15 protein-coding genes are annotated in these 16,571 nt (G+C 72.3%); 8 read left to right on the plus strand and 7 right to left on the minus strand.

The genetic code is table 11. The annotated features are described in order from the left end of the window. Window positions 1-120 precede the first annotated feature (120 nt). The 3 genes from CP982_RS23615 to CP982_RS23630 are packed head-to-tail and all read right to left on the minus strand — an operon-like array spanning window position 121 to window position 3,524. Window positions 121-780 carry a nuclear transport factor 2 family protein gene (locus tag CP982_RS23615; protein WP_229878969.1) on the minus strand — a complete coding sequence of 220 codons (660 nt, stop codon included), beginning with the start codon at window positions 778-780 and terminating at the stop codon, window positions 121-123. Next, window positions 777-1,676 carry a dihydropteroate synthase gene (folP, locus tag CP982_RS23625; protein ID WP_150512352.1) on the minus strand — a complete coding sequence of 300 codons (900 nt, stop codon included), beginning with the start codon at window positions 1,674-1,676 and terminating at the stop codon, window positions 777-779. The genes CP982_RS23615 and folP overlap by 4 nt, the downstream gene beginning before the upstream one ends. 30 nt (window positions 1,677-1,706) lie before the next feature. Then, window positions 1,707-3,524, minus strand: coding sequence for a phosphatidylglycerol lysyltransferase domain-containing protein (locus CP982_RS23630; protein WP_150512353.1), 1,818 nt, complete (start codon window positions 3,522-3,524; stop codon window positions 1,707-1,709). A gap of 280 nt (window positions 3,525-3,804) precedes the next feature. Between CP982_RS23630 and CP982_RS23635 the strand changes: the two genes are divergently transcribed. Next, window positions 3,805-4,938, plus strand: a complete 1,134-nt coding sequence (locus CP982_RS23635) for an alpha/beta hydrolase (protein WP_150512354.1) — start codon at window positions 3,805-3,807, stop codon at window positions 4,936-4,938. A gap of 33 nt (window positions 4,939-4,971) precedes the next feature. Here CP982_RS23635 and CP982_RS23640 read toward each other — a convergent pair whose 3' ends face one another. After that, window positions 4,972-6,129, minus strand: coding sequence for an ABC transporter ATP-binding protein (locus CP982_RS23640; protein ID WP_150512355.1), 1,158 nt, complete (start codon window positions 6,127-6,129; stop codon window positions 4,972-4,974). A 206-nt stretch (window positions 6,130-6,335) separates the two neighbouring features. Here CP982_RS23640 and CP982_RS23645 point away from each other — a divergent pair, with 206 nt between their 5' ends. The 4 genes from CP982_RS23645 to CP982_RS23660 all read left to right on the plus strand — a co-directional run bounded on the left by CP982_RS23645 (window position 6,336) and on the right by CP982_RS23660 (window position 9,928). After that, the gene (locus tag CP982_RS23645; RefSeq protein WP_150512356.1) at window positions 6,336-7,076 is read left to right on the plus strand and encodes an ABC transporter permease; all 741 of its coding nucleotides are present in this window, start codon (window positions 6,336-6,338) and stop codon (window positions 7,074-7,076) included. Continuing rightward, window positions 7,073-7,753, plus strand: a complete 681-nt coding sequence (locus CP982_RS23650; RefSeq protein ID WP_150512357.1) for an ABC transporter permease — start codon at window positions 7,073-7,075, stop codon at window positions 7,751-7,753. The genes CP982_RS23645 and CP982_RS23650 overlap by 4 nt, the downstream gene beginning before the upstream one ends. Window positions 7,754-7,837: 84 nt before the next feature. Next, window positions 7,838-8,800, plus strand: a complete 963-nt coding sequence (locus tag CP982_RS23655; protein ID WP_150512358.1) for an ABC transporter substrate-binding protein — start codon at window positions 7,838-7,840, stop codon at window positions 8,798-8,800. Window positions 8,801-8,959: 159 nt separating this feature from the next. Then, window positions 8,960-9,928, plus strand: coding sequence for a v-SNARE N-terminal domain-containing protein (locus CP982_RS23660; protein WP_150512359.1), 969 nt, complete (start codon window positions 8,960-8,962; stop codon window positions 9,926-9,928). A 369-nt stretch (window positions 9,929-10,297) separates the two neighbouring features. Here the strand turns inward: CP982_RS23660 and CP982_RS23665 are convergent, their stop codons facing one another. Both CP982_RS23665 and CP982_RS23670 read right to left on the minus strand, forming a co-directional pair. Further along, on the minus strand, window positions 10,298-11,641 hold the full coding sequence (locus CP982_RS23665; RefSeq protein ID WP_229878978.1) for a PH domain-containing protein: 1,344 nt from the start codon (window positions 11,639-11,641) through the stop codon (window positions 10,298-10,300). 8 nt (window positions 11,642-11,649) lie between these two features. Continuing rightward, a complete protein-coding gene (locus tag CP982_RS23670) occupies window positions 11,650-12,162 on the minus strand; it encodes a PH domain-containing protein (protein ID WP_150512360.1) in 513 nt (170 codons plus the stop codon). A gap of 114 nt (window positions 12,163-12,276) precedes the next feature. On the opposite strand from CP982_RS23670, the gene CP982_RS23675 reads away from it, so the two are divergent. Further along, window positions 12,277-13,419, plus strand: coding sequence for an NADH-quinone oxidoreductase subunit D (locus CP982_RS23675; RefSeq protein ID WP_170316658.1), 1,143 nt, complete (start codon window positions 12,277-12,279; stop codon window positions 13,417-13,419). On the opposite strand, the gene CP982_RS23680 is transcribed toward CP982_RS23675, so the two are convergent. Beyond that, window positions 13,384-14,430: an SAM-dependent methyltransferase gene (locus CP982_RS23680; RefSeq protein WP_150512362.1), complete on the minus strand. Its 1,047-nt coding sequence runs from the start codon at window positions 14,428-14,430 to the stop codon at window positions 13,384-13,386. The two genes, CP982_RS23675 and CP982_RS23680, sit on opposite strands and share 36 nt — an antisense overlap. 106 nt (window positions 14,431-14,536) lie before the next feature. Between CP982_RS23680 and CP982_RS23685 the strand changes: the two genes are divergently transcribed. Together CP982_RS23685 and CP982_RS23690 are read left to right on the plus strand one after the other, a co-directional pair. Continuing rightward, complete coding sequence (locus tag CP982_RS23685; protein WP_150512363.1) at window positions 14,537-15,739, plus strand: sensor histidine kinase; 1,203 nt, start codon at window positions 14,537-14,539, stop codon at window positions 15,737-15,739. A gap of 102 nt (window positions 15,740-15,841) precedes the next feature. Further along, on the plus strand, window positions 15,842-16,513 hold the full coding sequence (locus CP982_RS23690) for a response regulator (protein ID WP_150512364.1): 672 nt from the start codon (window positions 15,842-15,844) through the stop codon (window positions 16,511-16,513). The last annotated feature ends 58 nt before the right edge of the window (window positions 16,514-16,571 follow it).

Genomic DNA, 16,571 nt, shown 5'->3' on the forward strand with positions numbered 1-16,571 from the left:
CCCCAGCCACATTCGAATCTACCTGCGGGCACCGACAGCGTTCGCCCGCGGGGCTGCCGGACGGCCCCGCCGCCGACGTTCGCCGGTGCCCCTACCCACTCGGCGCCGGACCGCACTCCCTCAGGAGGGGGTCTCGTCGTCCTCGTCGTCACCGGATTCGGCGAGCACGGGCGACGCGTGGTGCGACCACAGCTTCCAGCCGTCACAGGTGCGCCGGAACACGTTCGTGGCGACCACGAGCTGTCCGACGAGGGGGCCGAGCTCGTCGCCGTCGCGGGGCGCGGGGCCGCCGCTGAGGATGTTCTCCGTGCAGGTCACCAGGGCCGTGTCCGCGGCCACGCTGACCCGTACGTCGGTGAGGAAGAACTGGATGTACTCCGTGTTCGCCATGATCAGCGCGTACGACCGCAGGACCTCGCCGCGGCCGGTGAGCACCGGCCAGCCCGGGTGGACGCAGGAGATCGCGGCGGCGCCCTCGGTCTCGTCGCCGAAGCCGTCGTCGCCGAAGTCGTCCGCCCCGTCGTCGCTGTCGTCGGCCGTTGGGCCGACGGCCTCGGCGGCTCCGGTGGTCCCGGAGTCCTCGTCGTCCTCCAGGTCCACGGGGAGCCGGGAGAGCGCGGTGGTCAGGCTCGACGGGCCGCCGCTCCCGGTGCCGTCCACGAGGTCGGCCGGGTCCAGCCACAGGTCCGTGACCGCGTCGAAGTCGCCGCGCTCCAGTGCTTCGTAGAAGGCGGTGTTCGCCCTTTCGACCTGCTCGATGTCCGTTCTGGCGCGTGTCACCGAGCGCCCGCCGCTCCGGCCGCGCCCGCGGCGCCCCGTGCCGCGTCCGTCACGGCCTGCGCCACCCGGACCGCGTCCGCCGTCGCCCGCACCTCGTGCACCCGGACCGCCCAGGCGCCCTGGCGCGCGGCGATCGCCGAGACGGCGGCCGTGGCCGCGTCGCGCTCGCGGGCGGGGGGCGGCGAGCCGCCGGGGCCCGCGAGGACCCGGCCGAGGAACCGCTTGCGGGACGCCGCGACGAGCACGGGGCGGCCGAGGCCGAGCAGGCTCTCCAGGTGGGCCAGGAGCGTCAGGTCGTGCTCGGCGTTCTTGGAGAAGCCGAGGCCGGGATCGATGACGATCCGCTCCGGGGCGATGCCGCCCGCGATCGCGGCCTCCACGCGCGCGTGGAGCTCGTCGACGACTTCGGAGACCACGTCCTCGTAGTGCGGCTCGGCGTGCAGGTCCGTCAGGAAGCCGCGCCAGTGCATCACCACGAACGGCGCGCCCGCGGCGGCCACCGCGGGGACCATGTCCGGGTCGGCGAGCCCTCCGGAGACGTCGTTCACGAGCACCGCGCCCGCGGCGAGCGCCTGGCGGGCCACGGAGGCGCGCATGGTGTCCACGGACACCGTGACGCCCTCGGCGGCCAGGCCCCGCACCACGGGCACCACGCGCCGCAGTTCCTCGTCCTCGTCCACGCGCGGGGCGCCCGGACGGGTCGACTCGCCGCCCACGTCGACCAGGTCGGCGCCCTGGGCGACCAGGTCGACGCCGTGCTTGACGGCGGCCGTGGTGTCGAACCAGCGGCCGCCGTCGGAGAAGGAGTCGGGAGTCACGTTCACGACACCCATGACCGCACAGCGGTCCCACTGGGGGAGCCCCTCGACCGATCCCCGCCCGCGCAACGTACTCATGCCTCCAGCCTAGGCCCGTGTGCGGGAGTGTTACGCCGCACGGACCTCGTGCTGCTCGGCCGACCGCGCCGACTGGTGCGGGCAGGGACGGGGCCCCGCGGTGCGGCGGCGCAGGAACCGCGGAAGCGCGAGGGTCACGAAGCCCTCCGCCTGCATGGCCGCGAAGCCGATCCGGGGGAGGTCACGGCTGGAGCGGTAGACCACGAAACGCGGCTCCCAGCGCGGCTGGAACTTGGCGTTGAACTTGTACAGCGACTCGATCTGGAACCAGCGCGAGAGGAAGACGAGCAGTCCCCTCCAGGCCCGCAGGACCGGGCCCGCGCCCAGCTTCTCGCCGCGGGCGAGGGCGGCGCGGAACATCGCGAAGTTCAGCGACATGCGGGCGACCCCGAGCTGCGGGGCGGCCTGCAGCGCGGCCACGATGAGCAGCTCGTTCATGCCCGGGTCGGCGCTGCGGTCGCGGCGCATCAGGTCGAGCGACACGCCGTCCTTGCCCCACGGCACGAAGTGCAGCACGGCCTTCAAGTCGCCGTACGGGCCGGGCTGTTCGTCGGTCTTGTGGGCGGTCGCGATCAGGCAGTCGCCGTCCGCCGGGTCGCCGATGCGGCCGAGGGCCATGGAGAAGCCGCGCTCGGTGTCGGTGCCCCGCCAGTCGTCGGCGGCCCGCTGGATGCGCTCAAGCTCCTGCTCGCCGAGGTCACGGATGCGCCGTACGCGCGTCTCGTAGCCATTGCGCTCGATCCGCTTGACCATCTGGCGCACGTTGCGCATCGCGCGCCCGGACAGGGAGAAATCCGCGACCTCCACCACCGCCTCGTCACCCAGCTCCAGGGCGTCGAGTCCGGTCTCGCGGGTCCACACCTGGCCGCCGGTCTCGGAGCAGCCCATGACGGCGGGCGTCCAGGAGTGGGCCTTGGCCTCGTCCATGAAGCGCTCGATCGCGCCGGGCCAGGCCTCGACGTCGCCGATGGGGTCGCCGGACGCCAGCATCACGCCCGACACGACGCGGTACGTGACCGCGGCCTTGCCGCTCGGCGAGAACACCACGCCCTTGTCGCGGCGCAGCGCGAAGTGGCCGAGGGAGTCGCGGCCGCCGTGCTTGGCGAGCAGTTCGCGAAGCCGGGTCTCGTCGTCCTCGGTGAGGCGCGCCGCCGGGTGCTCCGGGCGGAAGGCCAGGTAGATGGTGGTGAGGGCGGTGAGCAGGCCCAGGGCGCCGAGCGAGAAGCCGACGGTCCACGGGGTGCGGCCGGTGTAGTCGACCGGCCCCTCGACGCCGAAGAGGCCGTACAGGACGTGCATCAGGCGCTCGGAGATGCTGGGGTCGCCCACGACCTTGTCCGGGTGCACGCTGACGATGACCAGGCCGAGCGCGAGGGAGCCGGCGCCGAGGACGACGAAGTTCGCGAGCGCCCGCCAGCGGCTGCGCGGGTCGGGCAGCGCGGCGAACTCCTTGCGGTGCCGGAGCAGCAGCGCGAGCAGCGCGATCGGGATCAGCACGCCGATGAACGAGTGCCGGTATGTGAACTGCGCCACGGCACCCAGGGGCAGCAGCACCACGGCGGCGCGCCACGCCCGGCGCTTGTTGCGGCGCAGACCGTGCGCGAGGAGCAGCAGGAGCACGCCGCAGCTGAGCGCGAGCGCGGCGGCGAACGGCCCGAACAGACCGGGCAGGACCTCGGCAAACGTATGCAAACGGCTGTGGCGGAAGCGGGGGAACACCCCCGCCGCCACGTTCAGGAGCCCTACGAGCGCGCAGGCTCTGGCGACCAGGGCGGGGACGGCTTCGGGGCGGGGGCCGCGGAGGATGCGGCGCAGCCCACCCTTGCCTTCTGGAACCACACCCGACATTTCCCCATCTATCCTGACAGACATCGCATCCCGTAGTTCCGCGAGAGAGCTTCGATCCGGTGCCAAAACCGGCAACCGGCAATATTGCGCCCTCTAGGACGGTCCTTCGGGGACACGGGTTCACTCCGAACCGGAAAACCAGCTCAAAGCTGGCGGAAAAGGCATGGCAAGGCCGAGGAAAGCCCCGGCCAAACCCGGGCCAGGGCTCTGACCCGAGTCCGGAGCCCGCCCTTCCGGCCCCCGGGAGTGAACAGGCAGAAAGCGCAGGCAGGATCTTCCCATGGGTCTCACGAGCAACAAAGTGCTGGCACTCGCGATCGCACTGGGCGTGCTGCTGTTCATCGGCACGATCTGGCTGTGGCCGCGGCTCGCACGCCGCAGTTGGCGCGCCGTCACCGGGCGCGTCGGGCTGCTCCTCGCCACGCAGGTCGCGGTCTTCGCCTCCATCGGTCTCTACACCAACCAGGCGTTCGGGTTCTACGCCAGCTGGGCGGACCTCCTCGGTCAGGAGACCGAGCAGGGAGTCGTCGTGGACCACGACGTGCTCAAGGGCGAGAAGGGGCCGGTCAAGGTGACCGACACCCAGACCGTGGACGTGCCCGGCGGCGAGACGCCCCGTGTCGGCGGCCAGATCCAGAAGATCCAGGTCCAGGGCCGGAACTCGAAGATCGCCAGCCCGGCGTACGTCTATCTGCCCCCGGAGTACTTCCAGCCGCAGTACCGCCACCGCACCTTCCCCTCGTCCGTCGTCCTGACCGGCTACCCCGGCACCGCCGAGGCGCTCATCAAGGGCCTGCACTACCCGCAGACCGCCCACAAGCAGGCCCGGCAGGGCAAGATGCAGCCGATGATCCTGGTCATGCTCCGGCCGACCGTGGCACCGCCGCGCGACACCGAGTGCGTGGACATCCCCGGCGGCCCGCAGTCGGAGACCTTCTTCGCCCGCGACCTGCCGGACGCCATCACCCAGCACTACCGCGCGGGCAAGAAGCCCGACTCCTGGGGCATCATCGGCGACTCCACCGGCGGCTACTGCGCGCTGAAGCTCGCGATGCACCACCCCGACGTGTACGGCGCAGGAGCGAGCCTCTCCGGCTACTACAAGGCCGCGCAGGACGTCACCACGGGCAACCTCTTCCACGGGGACAAGGACCTGGAGAACCAGGCCAACCTCATGTGGTACCTGGAGCACATGCCGCCGCCGAAGACCTCCTTGCTGGTGAGCAGCAGCAAGAAGGGCGAGGGCAACTACAAGGACACCCTGAAGTTCATCGACAAGGTGAAGCCGCCGACGCGCATCTCGTCGATGATCCTCGAAAGCGGGGGTCACAACTTCAACACGTGGCGACGGGAGATCCCGGCGTCCCTGGTGTGGCTGAGCCAGCGCCTGACCGGCGGCTCGGACGTGCGGTAGCCGTCTTCGACACCCGGTCACGGGCGCCTGTGGTCAGCTGCCCGTGACCGAAGCCACACTCTCCAGCTCGACCTCGTCGCGCGCGATGGCCAGCGCGTCCGCCGCCGTGGAGCGCCGCAGCGCCTCGTGCAGCCGCGCGGGCGTGAGGACGCCGAGGAAGCGCCCCTCGCTGTTCTCGTCGATGACGGCGATCCACCCCGCGTCGTGCTGGAGCATCGTGGAGAACGCCTGCTTCAGGCTCGCGCCCACCGGCAGCCACGCCTCCATGCGCCGCGCGTGCTCGCGGACCGTACCGGTGCCCACGCGCGCGTGCTCCGTGGAGATCCAGCCGTGCAGGTTGTTCTCGCCGTCCAGGACGACGGCCCAGCGGGCGTCGAGCTCCTTGGGCAGCGTGTCGTCGAGGTGCACGACCGGCGGCTGCTCCAGGTCGCCCTCCTCGATCGGCGTCACCGAGAGGCGCTTCAGGCCCCGGTCCGCCCCCACGAAGTCCGCGACGTACTCCGTGGCCGGCGCGCCGAGGACGGTCGACGGGGTGTCGAACTGCTCGATGCGGCCGTGGCCGTAGACGGCGATGCGGTCGCCGAGCCGGACCGCCTCCTCGATGTCGTGCGTGACGAACAACACGGTCTTGCGCACGGCCTGCTGGAGGCGGAGGAACTCGTTCTGCAGGTGCTCGCGGACCACCGGGTCGACCGCGCCGAACGGCTCGTCCATCAGGAGCACCGGCGGGTCCGCCGCCAACGCCCGGGCCACGCCCACGCGTTGGCGCTGACCGCCGGAGAGCTGCTCGGGGTAGCGCTCGCCGTACACCGACGGGTCGAGGCCGACCAGGTCGAGGAGTTCGGCGGCGCGCTCACGGGCCTTGGCGCGCTTGACGCCGAGGAGGTGCGGGACGGTCGCCGTGTTGTCCAGGACCGTCTTGTGCGGGAACAGGCCGACCTGCTGGATGACGTAGCCGATGCGGCGGCGCAGTTGGACCGGGTCGATGTCCGATATGTCGTCACCATCGAGGAATATCCGCCCGCTGGTGGGCTCGATGAGCCGGTTCACCATCTTCATCGTCGTGGTCTTGCCGCAGCCCGAAGGGCCGACGAGCGTGACCAGTTCACCCTCGCCGACCTCGAAGGACAGATCGTCGACGGCCGTGGTGCCGTCCGCGTACCGCTTGGTCACATGCTCGAACCGGATCATGAGTCCCCATTGTGGCGCGTGTGCTGAGAGGGCCATGGTGCGCCCGCGTCTGTGAAGGCCGTGTTGCGCCCGCACGACGAGTCTCGGCGATTGTCAGTGCTCGGCGTTAGGGTCGCGGGACAGATGAACGTGTGCGCTTGGGCACGTGTGCGATGGAGCACATGTCCGATCGGCATGGCTTCGGGGAATCGGGGGAGGCGGGGCGGGTGAGCAAGCGGAACTGTCTCGTGACGAACGACTGGATCTGCGGTGAGTACGTCCGCTCGCGCAGTGAGGAGTTGATCGACGCGACGGTGCAGCACGTCGGCATCACGGCGGTGTCCGTGGCGATAGGCGTGGCGGTGTCGCTGCCGCTCGCCCTGCTCGCGCGGCGCTGGCGGTTCCTCGCCGCGCCGATCCTCGGCGTGACGACGGTGTTGTACTCGATCCCGTCGCTCGCGATGTTCTCGCTGCTGCTCCCGTTCTTCGGCCTGTCCGCGTCGCTCGTGGTCACGGGCCTCGTCCTGTACTCGCTCACGATCCTCGTGCGGAACATCCTCGCGGGCCTGCGGGCGGTGCCCGAGGAGGCCAGAGAAGCCGCCAAGGGCATGGGGTACGGCCCGCTGCGGCTGCTGTGGGAGGTCGAACTGCCGCTGGCGCTGCCCTCGCTGCTCGCCGGCGTACGGATCACGACGGTCTCGACGGTGGCGCTCACCACGGTCGGCGCCATCGTGGACAAGGGCGGTCTCGGCACGATGATCCTCGACGGCCTCGACACCCAGTTCAAGGCCCAGGTGCTCACGGCGTCGGTGCTGTGCGTGCTGCTCGCGCTCGCGGCCGACCTGCTGCTGCTCGCGCTCCAGCGCCTGCTCACCCCGTGGACCCGGGCGCATCGCATACGTACGAGCCGTTTCGCGCGCAAGGCGGATGCGGCCCCCGGTGTGGGCAAGGTGGCTGAGCCCGTATGAACGCGATATCCGGTGCCTATGAATGGCTGACCACATCGGCCAACTGGCAGGGCGAGAAGGGGGTGTGGCACCGGCTCGCCGAGCACCTCTACTTCAGCGGCGTCTGCCTCGTCGTGTCGTGCGCCATCGCGCTGCCGATCGCGCTGCTGCTCGGGCACATCGGCAAGGGCGGCGCCCTCGCGGTGAACATCTCGAACGTGGGGCGCGCGGTGCCGACGCTCGCGGTGCTCATCCTGCTCACGCTCACCCCGCTCGGGGAGCACGGGGACGTGCCGACGCTGATCGCCCTGGTCCTGTTCGCCGTGCCGCCGCTCCTGACGAACGCGTACGTCGGCATGCGCGAGGTGGACCGCTCGGTGGTCGAGGCCGCGCGCGGCATGGGGATGAGCGGCCGTCAGGTCTTCGGGCGGGTCGAGCTGCCGCTGGCGTACCCCCTCATCATGACGGGGGTGCGGTCGGCCGCCGTGCAGGTGGTCGCCACGGCGACGCTCGCCGCGATGGCGGGCGAGGGCGGCCTGGGCCGGATCATCACGGCCGGGTTCAATCTGCAGAACACGCCGCAGGTGGTCGCGGGCGCCTTCCTCGTGGCGCTGCTCGCCCTGGTGGTGGAGGGAGCGCTCGTCGCGGTGGGGTGGGCCTTCGACCCGATGCGGGGGCGGTCCCGTATGCGTGCCTGAGCATCCGGGCCCCTCCCTCCCGCAGGTCCGGCCTCCGGCCTCGAAACGCTCGTGATCCTGAAACTCTCGAATGGTGGTTCACCGATGAACAGCAGAACGCGTCGCGCGCGACGGATGGCAGGGGCGGCCGCGGCCGTCGTGACGCTGGGCGCGGGCCTCGCCGCGTGCGGCGGCGACAGCCTGGAGGACGACAAGGACTCGGGCGGCGGCAAGGGCTCGATCGTGGTGGGCTCGGCACGGTTCACCGAGCAGAAGGTGCTCGCCGAGCTGTACGCGGGCGTGCTGCGGGACGCCGGTTACGACGCGTCGGTGAAGACCGTGCAGAACCGCGAGGTGTACGAGCCGGAGCTGAAGAAGGGCTCCATCGACGTCGCTCCCGAATACGCGGCCACGCTCGCGGAATTCCTGAATCTGAAGAAGAACGGCTCGGACGCGAAGCCGGTCGCGTCCAGTGATCTCGCGGCGACGGTCCGCGCACTGACCGACCTGGCGAAGCCGCGCGGCCTCAAGGTGCTCCCGGCGGGCGGCGCGGTCGACCAGAACGCGTTCGCGGTGACCGAGGATTACGCCAAGGAGCACAAGCTCAAGACGCTTTCCGATCTTGGCAAGTCCGGTGAGAAGGTCAGGATCGCCGCCGGTGACGAATGCGAGACGCGGCCGTTCTGCGCGCCGGGCCTGAAGACGAAGTACGGCATCGACGTCGCCGGAATCGACCCCAAGGGCGTCGGCACCACCCAGTCGAAGCAGGCCGTGAAGAACGGCACGGACCAACTGGTCCTGACGACGACCACGGACGCGACGCTGAAGAACTTCGACCTCGTGATCCTGGAGGACGACAAGAAGCTCCAGAACGCCGACAACATCCTTCCCGTGGTGAACGAGAAGTCGGCGGGCGACAAGGAGATAGCCGACGCGCTCGGCAAGCTCACCAAGACGCTCACGACGGACGACCTCATCGAACTGAACCGCAAGGTCGACGAGGAGCGCCAGAAGGAAGGCGATGTCGCCGAGGACTATCTGAAGTCCAAGGGCCTGATCAAGAAGTAAGCGCGGAGATCGTGTGCCGGGTTGCGGAATCCGGCCGGAGGCGGTGAAGTGGCCGGTCGGAGAAGAAGTGGCTCGGCGGGGTGGGGAGTTGCGGTGGGGGCACCGGGATTTTGGCGGGCGGGGCACCAGACTTCGCCTACGCGCGGTAAGTTTCTGGCCATGCCACGTGGACGTCACCGCCATTCCCCACCACTGCACAGGCTGCTTCCCCCGTCGGCGGTCGCAGGCTTCTCCGTCGTCTGCGCCGGCGGCGCCTGGCTGTTCGCGGAACCCGTCGTGCTGCGCGGGCTCGTCGCGGCCGCGGCCGCGAGCGCCGTTCTGGGCTCGGTCGTCATGCGCCGCTGGGACCGGGCCGCGGGCAAGCGGGTCGCCGAGCTCGGCAGGGCGCGCGCGAGCGAGGAGTGGCGCTACGAAGAGCGCATAGCGGAGTGCGAGTCCGACCTCGACGAGGCGCGTGAGCTGCGCTCCAAGCTGGAGAACAAGCTGCGCTCCAAGCGGGCGGAGCTGGCCGCGCTGCGCAACGAACACGCGGCGCTGCTGCGCCGGTACGCGACGGCGGAGACCGAGCGCGCCAGCGCCCTCGAAGGGCGGCGGCTGCTCGCCCTAGGGGCCACGGGCCCCGCCACGCGGGCGCTGCCGCCGGCCTCCTCGGAGGACTCCGCCGCGGCGGAGACGCCCGAGGCCTCGCTGTACGAGCGGGCCAACGCGGCGCTCGACCGCCTCGCGGAGCGGGACGCCGAGCCCGAGCCCGAGCCCGAGGACGACCATGAGCGGGCGGTGGGCGCGCAGCTGATGGTTCCGGCCGCCGCGGTCGTCGTCCCGGCCGCCGCGCAGGTCCGCAGGTCCGCCGGTGAGGGCGGCTTCGACTTCTTCGGTACGAAGGCCACGGACGTGGACGCCAAGAGCGCGGCCCCGGCCGCCCTCGACGCCGTGCAGAACGAGGACCTCGCCGACGTCGTGGGCGAGGAAGCCCTCGCGGTCCACAAGGCGCAGGCCGAGGCCGAGTTCAAGCCGTCGGACGCGGCGACCGACGCCGAGCGCGGCGTGGGCCAGGTCATCGACCTCACCGCGCACGACGAGACGGAGCAGATCGACCTGAAGGGCCTCCGCACGGCCCTGCGCGCCTGACGCCCCGCCCGGGCGGAACGCCCCGGGGGCATCTGCGCGCCGCCCGACACCGGGCCCGCGCTGCGCCCGACCGGGGCAGTCCCACCCACCCGCCACCACCCCGGCCACGGGATCGCGGGGCACCATCCGCAGCGCCCCGTGTCGGGGCCGAGCCGGCGAAGCTCGGGAGTTTCGGGTGGGAGGGTGGGAAACCCCGCCGCGGTAGCGGCGGTGCCGTCCACTCGGCTGCGGCGCTCCGCGTCGGGGCCGGGCCTCGCAAGGCGGGGGAGTTCCGGGTGGGAGGGCGGGAAGGTCCGCCGCGGTAGCGGCGGCACGGCCCACTGCGCGGTAGCGCCCCGCGGTACCCCCACCCCCGGAGGGCAGGCAGAGTCAGGCCATCCACCGATCGGGCCGCGCGGCCCGGCGCCCCGTGCGGGAGCGCTCCGCCTGCGCCCGCAACAGCTCCGCCGCCTCCTCCGCGGGCCGCAGCCGCGCCGTCACCGTGTGCCCGGCCCCGCTGTCCACCTTCACGTCGGCGACGCCCTTGAACCGCTCCCAGGGCCCCTGCACGAGCCGCACGCTCTGCACCTTCGCGTGCGGCACCAGGGAGAGCCGCCGCCGGAGCAGCCCGTGCCGCGCGGCGAACACCGCGTCGGTGACGGCGAGCCCGTGCCCTTTCCACCACACCGGGACGCACCACGACGCGCGCGCGGGCGGCCGGGACAGCTCGTCCGGGCCCGGCACCCGCACCCCCGGCAGGACCTGTGCGATCACCGACTCGGCGAGCGCGCGCGGCGCGACCGGCACGAGCACGCCGTTCGCCGACCCGGCCACGTCCAGCTCGACCCGCACCCAGCCGAACCGGCGCCACAGCAGCGGCTCCACGAGCCGCACGGTCTGCACCCGGCCGGGCGGCACCGTCTCGTGCGCCTTGTCGAGCAGCCCGTGGTCCAGACGCAGCCCGTCGGGGGACTCGCCGACCGTCCAGTCGTACTCCCCGACGAAGCGGCCGACGCTGCTGGCGAAGGCGCCGCCGAGCATGGGAAGGCCGGTCGCGATGACGGTCCACACGCTGTGCGTCAGGAACCACAGGAAGGTCGGGACGACGAGCGTGGCGAGCAGGAGCAGCCAGGGCGCGCCGGTGAGGAGTACGGAGACGGCGAGCATGCGCGGCGGCACGTGCAGCAGCTGCCGCGAGGGCGCCTCGCCGACCTCGTGCGCCGTCTCGGGGGCGAATCCGGCCGCCCGCGCGAGGAGTTCGGCACGCAGCGCGGTGGCGTCGCGCTCGCCGAGATAGGCCAGTTCGTCCTTCTTGTCCGTGCCGACGACGTCCAGCTTCAGCTTGGTGACGCCGACGACGCGGGCCGCGAGCGGCTGGGTCAGGTCCACGGCCTGGAGCCGGTCGAGCCGGATGTGCGCGGTGCGCCGGAACACCAGGCCCGTACGGATGCGCAGCTCGGTGTCGGTGACGGCGAAGTGCGTGTACCACCAGCTGAGGAAGCCGTACAGGGAGCCGCCGAGGACGACCGCCGTGGCGACCAGGGCGAGCGAGGTGGCGGTCATGTCGGCCATGCGGCGCTGCGCGCCGTCCGGATCATGGAAGGCCCAGCCCATGAGGACGGCGACGGGCGCCCAGGCCCGCCGCAGCGGCGTCACGGGATGCAGCCGCCGCTCCCGCGGGCCGCCGTCCGCGTGCGGCTCGGGCGCGGCGTCCTCGCGTGGCCGGGGGGCCAGTTCCCCGGTCACAGCCCCGCCGATCGGGCCTCGCCGAGCTCGGTGAGGCGGTCGCGGAGGCGCTCGGCCTCCTGGGGGTCGAGGCCGGGGATGCGGGCGTCCGTGGCGGCCGCCGCGGTGTGCAGCTGGACCCCGGCGAGGCCGAAGTAGCGCTCCACGGGCCCTGAGGTCACCTCGACGAGCTGCATGCGGCCGTACGGCACGACCGTCTCCTCGCGCCACAGCACGCCGCGGCTGATGAGCAGGTCGTCGGCCCGCTCCGCGTACCGCCAGGAGCGCCAGTTGCGCTCCAGGAGCAGCCAGCCCCAGGCCGCGAGGGCGAGCGGAAGGGCCGCGAAGACGGCCCAGGCGGGCCCGGCGAACAGGCCGAGCAGCACGCCGAGCGCCACCGCGACCGGCACCAGCCAGACCACGAGCAGCAGCCGGCGCATCTTCAGCAGCCCGCGCGGCAGCCCGGTCCACACCGGCTCGCCCGCGTCCGCGCCAGGCGCCGGCATCGGCGTCCCCGTCCCCGTTTCCATGCCTCAAGCCTACGTACGGGATCTGACAGTGGCGTGGCCGCTGCTGTGCGTCAGACTGTCCGCATGAGCCCCACGACGGAGCACAGGAAGACGCGGACAGCGGCGGGTACGGAGCTGACGGAGACGACGGTCGGGGTCGGCGGCGCCGCCGAGAGCACCGACATGGTGCTGAACATCGGCCCGCAGCACCCGTCGACGCACGGCGTGCTGCGCCTGCGCCTCGTCCTGGACGGCGAGCGCATCCAGCACGCGGAGCCGGTCATCGGCTATATGCACCGGGGCGCGGAGAAGCTCTTCGAGGCGCGCGACTACCGGCAGATCGTGATGCTGGCCAACCGCCACGACTGGCTGTCGGCGTTCTCGAACGAGCTGGGCGTGGTGCTCGCCGTGGAGCGGATGCTCGGCATGGAGGTGCCCACGCGCGCGGTGTGGACGCGCACGCTGCTCGCCGAGCTGAACCGCGTACTGAACCACCTGATGTTCCTCGGCTCGTACCCGCTCGAACTGGGCGGCATCACGCCGGTCTTCTACGCCTTCCGGGAGCGCGAAGAGCTCCAGAACGTCATGGAGGAGATCTCCGGCGGCCGGATGCACTACATGTTCAACCGGGTCGGCGGCCTCAAGGAGGACCTGCCCGCCGGATGGACCACCCGCGCGCGGGCGGCCGTCGCCTCGGTGCGTTCCCGCATGGACGTGTACGACCGTCTGGTGCTCGGCAACGAGATCTTCCGGGGGCGTACGCGCGGCGTGGGCGTGCTCTCCGAAGAGGCGGTGCATGCCTACGGGGTGAGCGGTCCCATCGCCCGCGCCTCCGGTGTCGACTTCGACCTGCGCCGCGACGAGCCGTATCTGGCGTACGGGGAGCTTGCCGACGTCCTGAAGGTGGTGACCCGCGAGGAGGGCGACTGCCTGGCGCGCTTCGAGTGCCTCCTGGAGCAGACGCACAACGCGCTCGACCTCGCGGACGCCTGTCTGGACCGGATCGCGGAGCTTCCCCAGGGGCCGATCAACCAGCGCCTGCCGAAGGTGCTCAAGGCCCCCGAGGGCCACACGTACGCGTGGACGGAGAACCCGCTCGGCATCAACGGCTACTACCTGGTGTCCAAGGGCGAGAAGACCCCGTACCGGCTCAAGCTGCGCTCGGCCTCGTACAACAACATCCAGGCGCTCACCGAGCTCCTGCCGGGGCAGCTGGTCGCCGACATGGTGGCGATCCTGGGGTCACTGTTCTTCGTGGTCGGCGACATCGACAAGTAGGTCACCGGCAAACAGGTCGTCGAGTGCCGTGCCGACCGGCTGCGCGAGCCAGCCGAAGTCGCCGAGCCCGCCCCGCGCGGTCAGCTCCGTCGCCTCGCCCGCGCGCGTGAGGGCTCGTACGTACGCGGCCGGGTCGGTGGCGGCCAGAGTCAGCGGCGGGCGGCCGCCGCTGACCCCCAGGGCGGCGAGGGCGGCCCGCTGGGTGAGCAGCCGTCCGCCGGGCAGGGCGCAGGCGTCGAGCGCCACGTGGGCGGTGATGTCGCAGCCGCCGTCCGGCACGGGCCGCGTCTCCCGGCCCTCGCTAAAGCCCGTCAGCGTCCCGAAGGGCGGCCGCGCGTCCCGGGCGTGCGCGTAGTCGACGGCGACCGCGAGGCCGCGGCTCAGCGTCGCCACGGCCGACGCCCAGGCTGCGTCCCGGGGGCGGCCGATCTCCGCCCGCAGGCCGGGTTCGGCGCCCAGCGGCCACCACCGGGCCAGCCAGTCGGCGTCGGGGCCCGCCACGGGGCCGCCCAGCTCTTCGGTGCCGTCCTCGTGGACGAGGGCGTAGCGGACCGAGCCGTCGGGGGCGGTCTCGGCGACATCCACGGGCACGTTGTCGAGCCACTCGTTGGCGAACAGCAGGCCGCTCACCCCGGTGGGCGGGGCGGCACGCCACTGGACGCGCGGATCGAGGCCTTCGGGGCGGGCGGCGCGTTCCACCGCGTACGCGCGCGTGCGGGCTGCCACGTCGGCGGGCAGCTCCGCGAGGACGCCCGCGGTCAGCTCGCCGCGGCCCGCGCCCACGTCCACGAACGCCAGCTCGTCCGGGTGCCCGAGCACGGCGTCCACGCGGCGCAGGAGCCGGGCCACGGCGGCCGCGTACAGCGGCGAGGCGTGCACGGAGGTGCGGAAGTGCCCCGCGGGCCCCTCGGGGCGGTGGTAGAAGCCGTACGGCCCGTACAGGGCCTCCTCCGTGGCTTCCCGCCAGCCCCGCGCGGGGGGCCCTGCCGTTCGCTGTGCCTCATGCGTCACAGCGAGAAGGCTATGCGGGCCTCCACCTTGGGGAGTACGAGAAGGCCGTACGGATCGCACCTCGGGTTGACCCGGGGGCCCGGACCGGTTGCCTACGCTGGGTTACGTGCAGCGCCTCTATGACTTCCTCCGCAGACACCCGACGGGGGTCGACGCCTTCTGGGCGTTCGTCCTCCTCGGTCTCTCCGGGCTGAGCGTGGTGGCCGTCGCCGACTCGGAGGGCCACGACCCGACGCTCCTGGCGATTCCGGTCGTCATCGGTCTGTGCCTGGTGGTGGCGCTGCGTCGCCGGTTCACGGAGCACATGCTCGTGCTCGCCGCGGTGATCGGCGCCGCGCAGATGGCCGGCGACGTGCGGCCGAACACGGCGAACTTCGCGATGCTCGTGATCATCTACACGGCGGCGGCCGACGGCCCCAAGTGGGCCTCGCGGTTCGCCCTCACCGGTGGTCTCGCGGCCGCCCCGCTGTCGCAGCTGCGCTGGCCGGAGCCGTCGACCGGCACGTGGGGCAACGTGCTCTACACCGTCTTCATGGTCGTGCCGTTCGCCCTCGCCTGGGTGCTCGGCGACTCGATCCGCACCCGCCGCGCCTACTTCGCGCAGCTGGAGGAGCGCGCCGCCCGCCTGGAGAAGGAGCGCGAGGCGCAGGCCAAGGTCGCGGTCGCGGCCGAGCGCGCCCGCATCGCCCGCGAGCTGCACGACGTCGTCGCGCACAACGTGTCGGTGATGGTCGTCCAGGCCGACGGCGCCGCGTACGTCCTGGACGCGGCGCCCGACCAGGCCAAGCAGGCCCTGGCGACGATCTCCGGCACCGGGCGCCAGGCGCTCGCGGAGATGCGCAGGCTGCTCGGCGTGCTGCGCACCGGCGAGCCCGAGGAGAGCGGGGAGTACGTCCCGCAGCCCGACGTCGAGCAGCTCGACGAGCTGATCGAGCAGGTGCGCGGCGCCGGTCTGCCGGTCGACTTCAAGGTCGAGGGCACCCCGCGCCCGCTGCCCAGCGGCGTGGAGCTGACCGCGTACCGCATCGTGCAGGAGGCCCTCACCAACACCCGCAAGCACGGCGGTGAGAACGCCGGTGCCAGCGTCCGGCTCGTCTACTTCGACGACGGCCTCGGGCTGCTCGTCGAGGACGACGGCAAGGGCGCCCCGCACGAGCTGTACGAGGACGGCGGCGCGGACGGCAGCGGGCACGGCCTGATCGGCATGCGCGAGCGCGTCGGCATGGTCGGCGGCACCCTGGACGCGGGGCCGCGGCCGGGGGGCGGATTCCGCATCAGTGCGCTGCTGCCACTCAAACCCGCACACTGACACCTGTCACCGGTGCGCCCCGGCCGTGCGGCCGTGGTTGACTCCGCCCGTGGCGTGTCGCCACCGAGTTTTGCCATCGATCCACCCCGAAGGGACCGTGTGATGTCCATCCGCGTGATGCTCGTCGACGACCAGGTGCTGTTGCGCACCGGATTCCGGATGGTCCTCGCCGCCCAGCCGGACATGGAGGTCGTCGCCGAGGCGGGCGACGGCGTGGAGGCCTTGCAGGAGCTGCGGGCCACGGCGGTCGACGTGGTGCTGATGGACGTGCGCATGCCGAAGCTGGACGGCGTGGAGACCACGCGCCGCATCTGCTCCGGGCCCAACCCTCCGAAGGTGCTGATCCTGACGACCTTCGACCTCGACGAGTACGCCTTCTCGGGCCTGAAGGCGGGCGCGTCCGGGTTCATGCTCAAGGACGTGCCGCCCGGCGAGCTGCTGGCCGCGATCCGGGCCGTGCACAGCGGCGACGCGGTGGTCGCGCCGTCCACGACGCGGCGCCTGCTCGACCGGTTCGCGCCGATGCTGCCGGGCTCGGCGCAGCCGCAGCACAAGGAGCTGGAGCGGCTCACCGAGCGCGAGCGCGAGGTCATGGTGCTCGTCGCCCAGGGGCTCTCGAACGGCGAGATCGCGGCGCGCCTCGTGCTGTCCGAGGCGACCGTGAAGACCCATGTGGGCCGCATCCTGACCAAGCTGGGCCTGCGGGACCGGGTGCAGGTCGTGGTGCTCGCGTACGAGACGGGCCTCGTGCGCGCGGGCGGCGGCGCGGGCTGAGCCCCTGACGGGGCCGCCCCTTCCCCTCCGGCGTTTGAGGACGAGCGCGTCAGCGCGA

It is taken from the genome of Streptomyces spectabilis, from assembly GCF_008704795.1.
Classification (GTDB): domain Bacteria; phylum Actinomycetota; class Actinomycetes; order Streptomycetales; family Streptomycetaceae; genus Streptomyces; species Streptomyces spectabilis.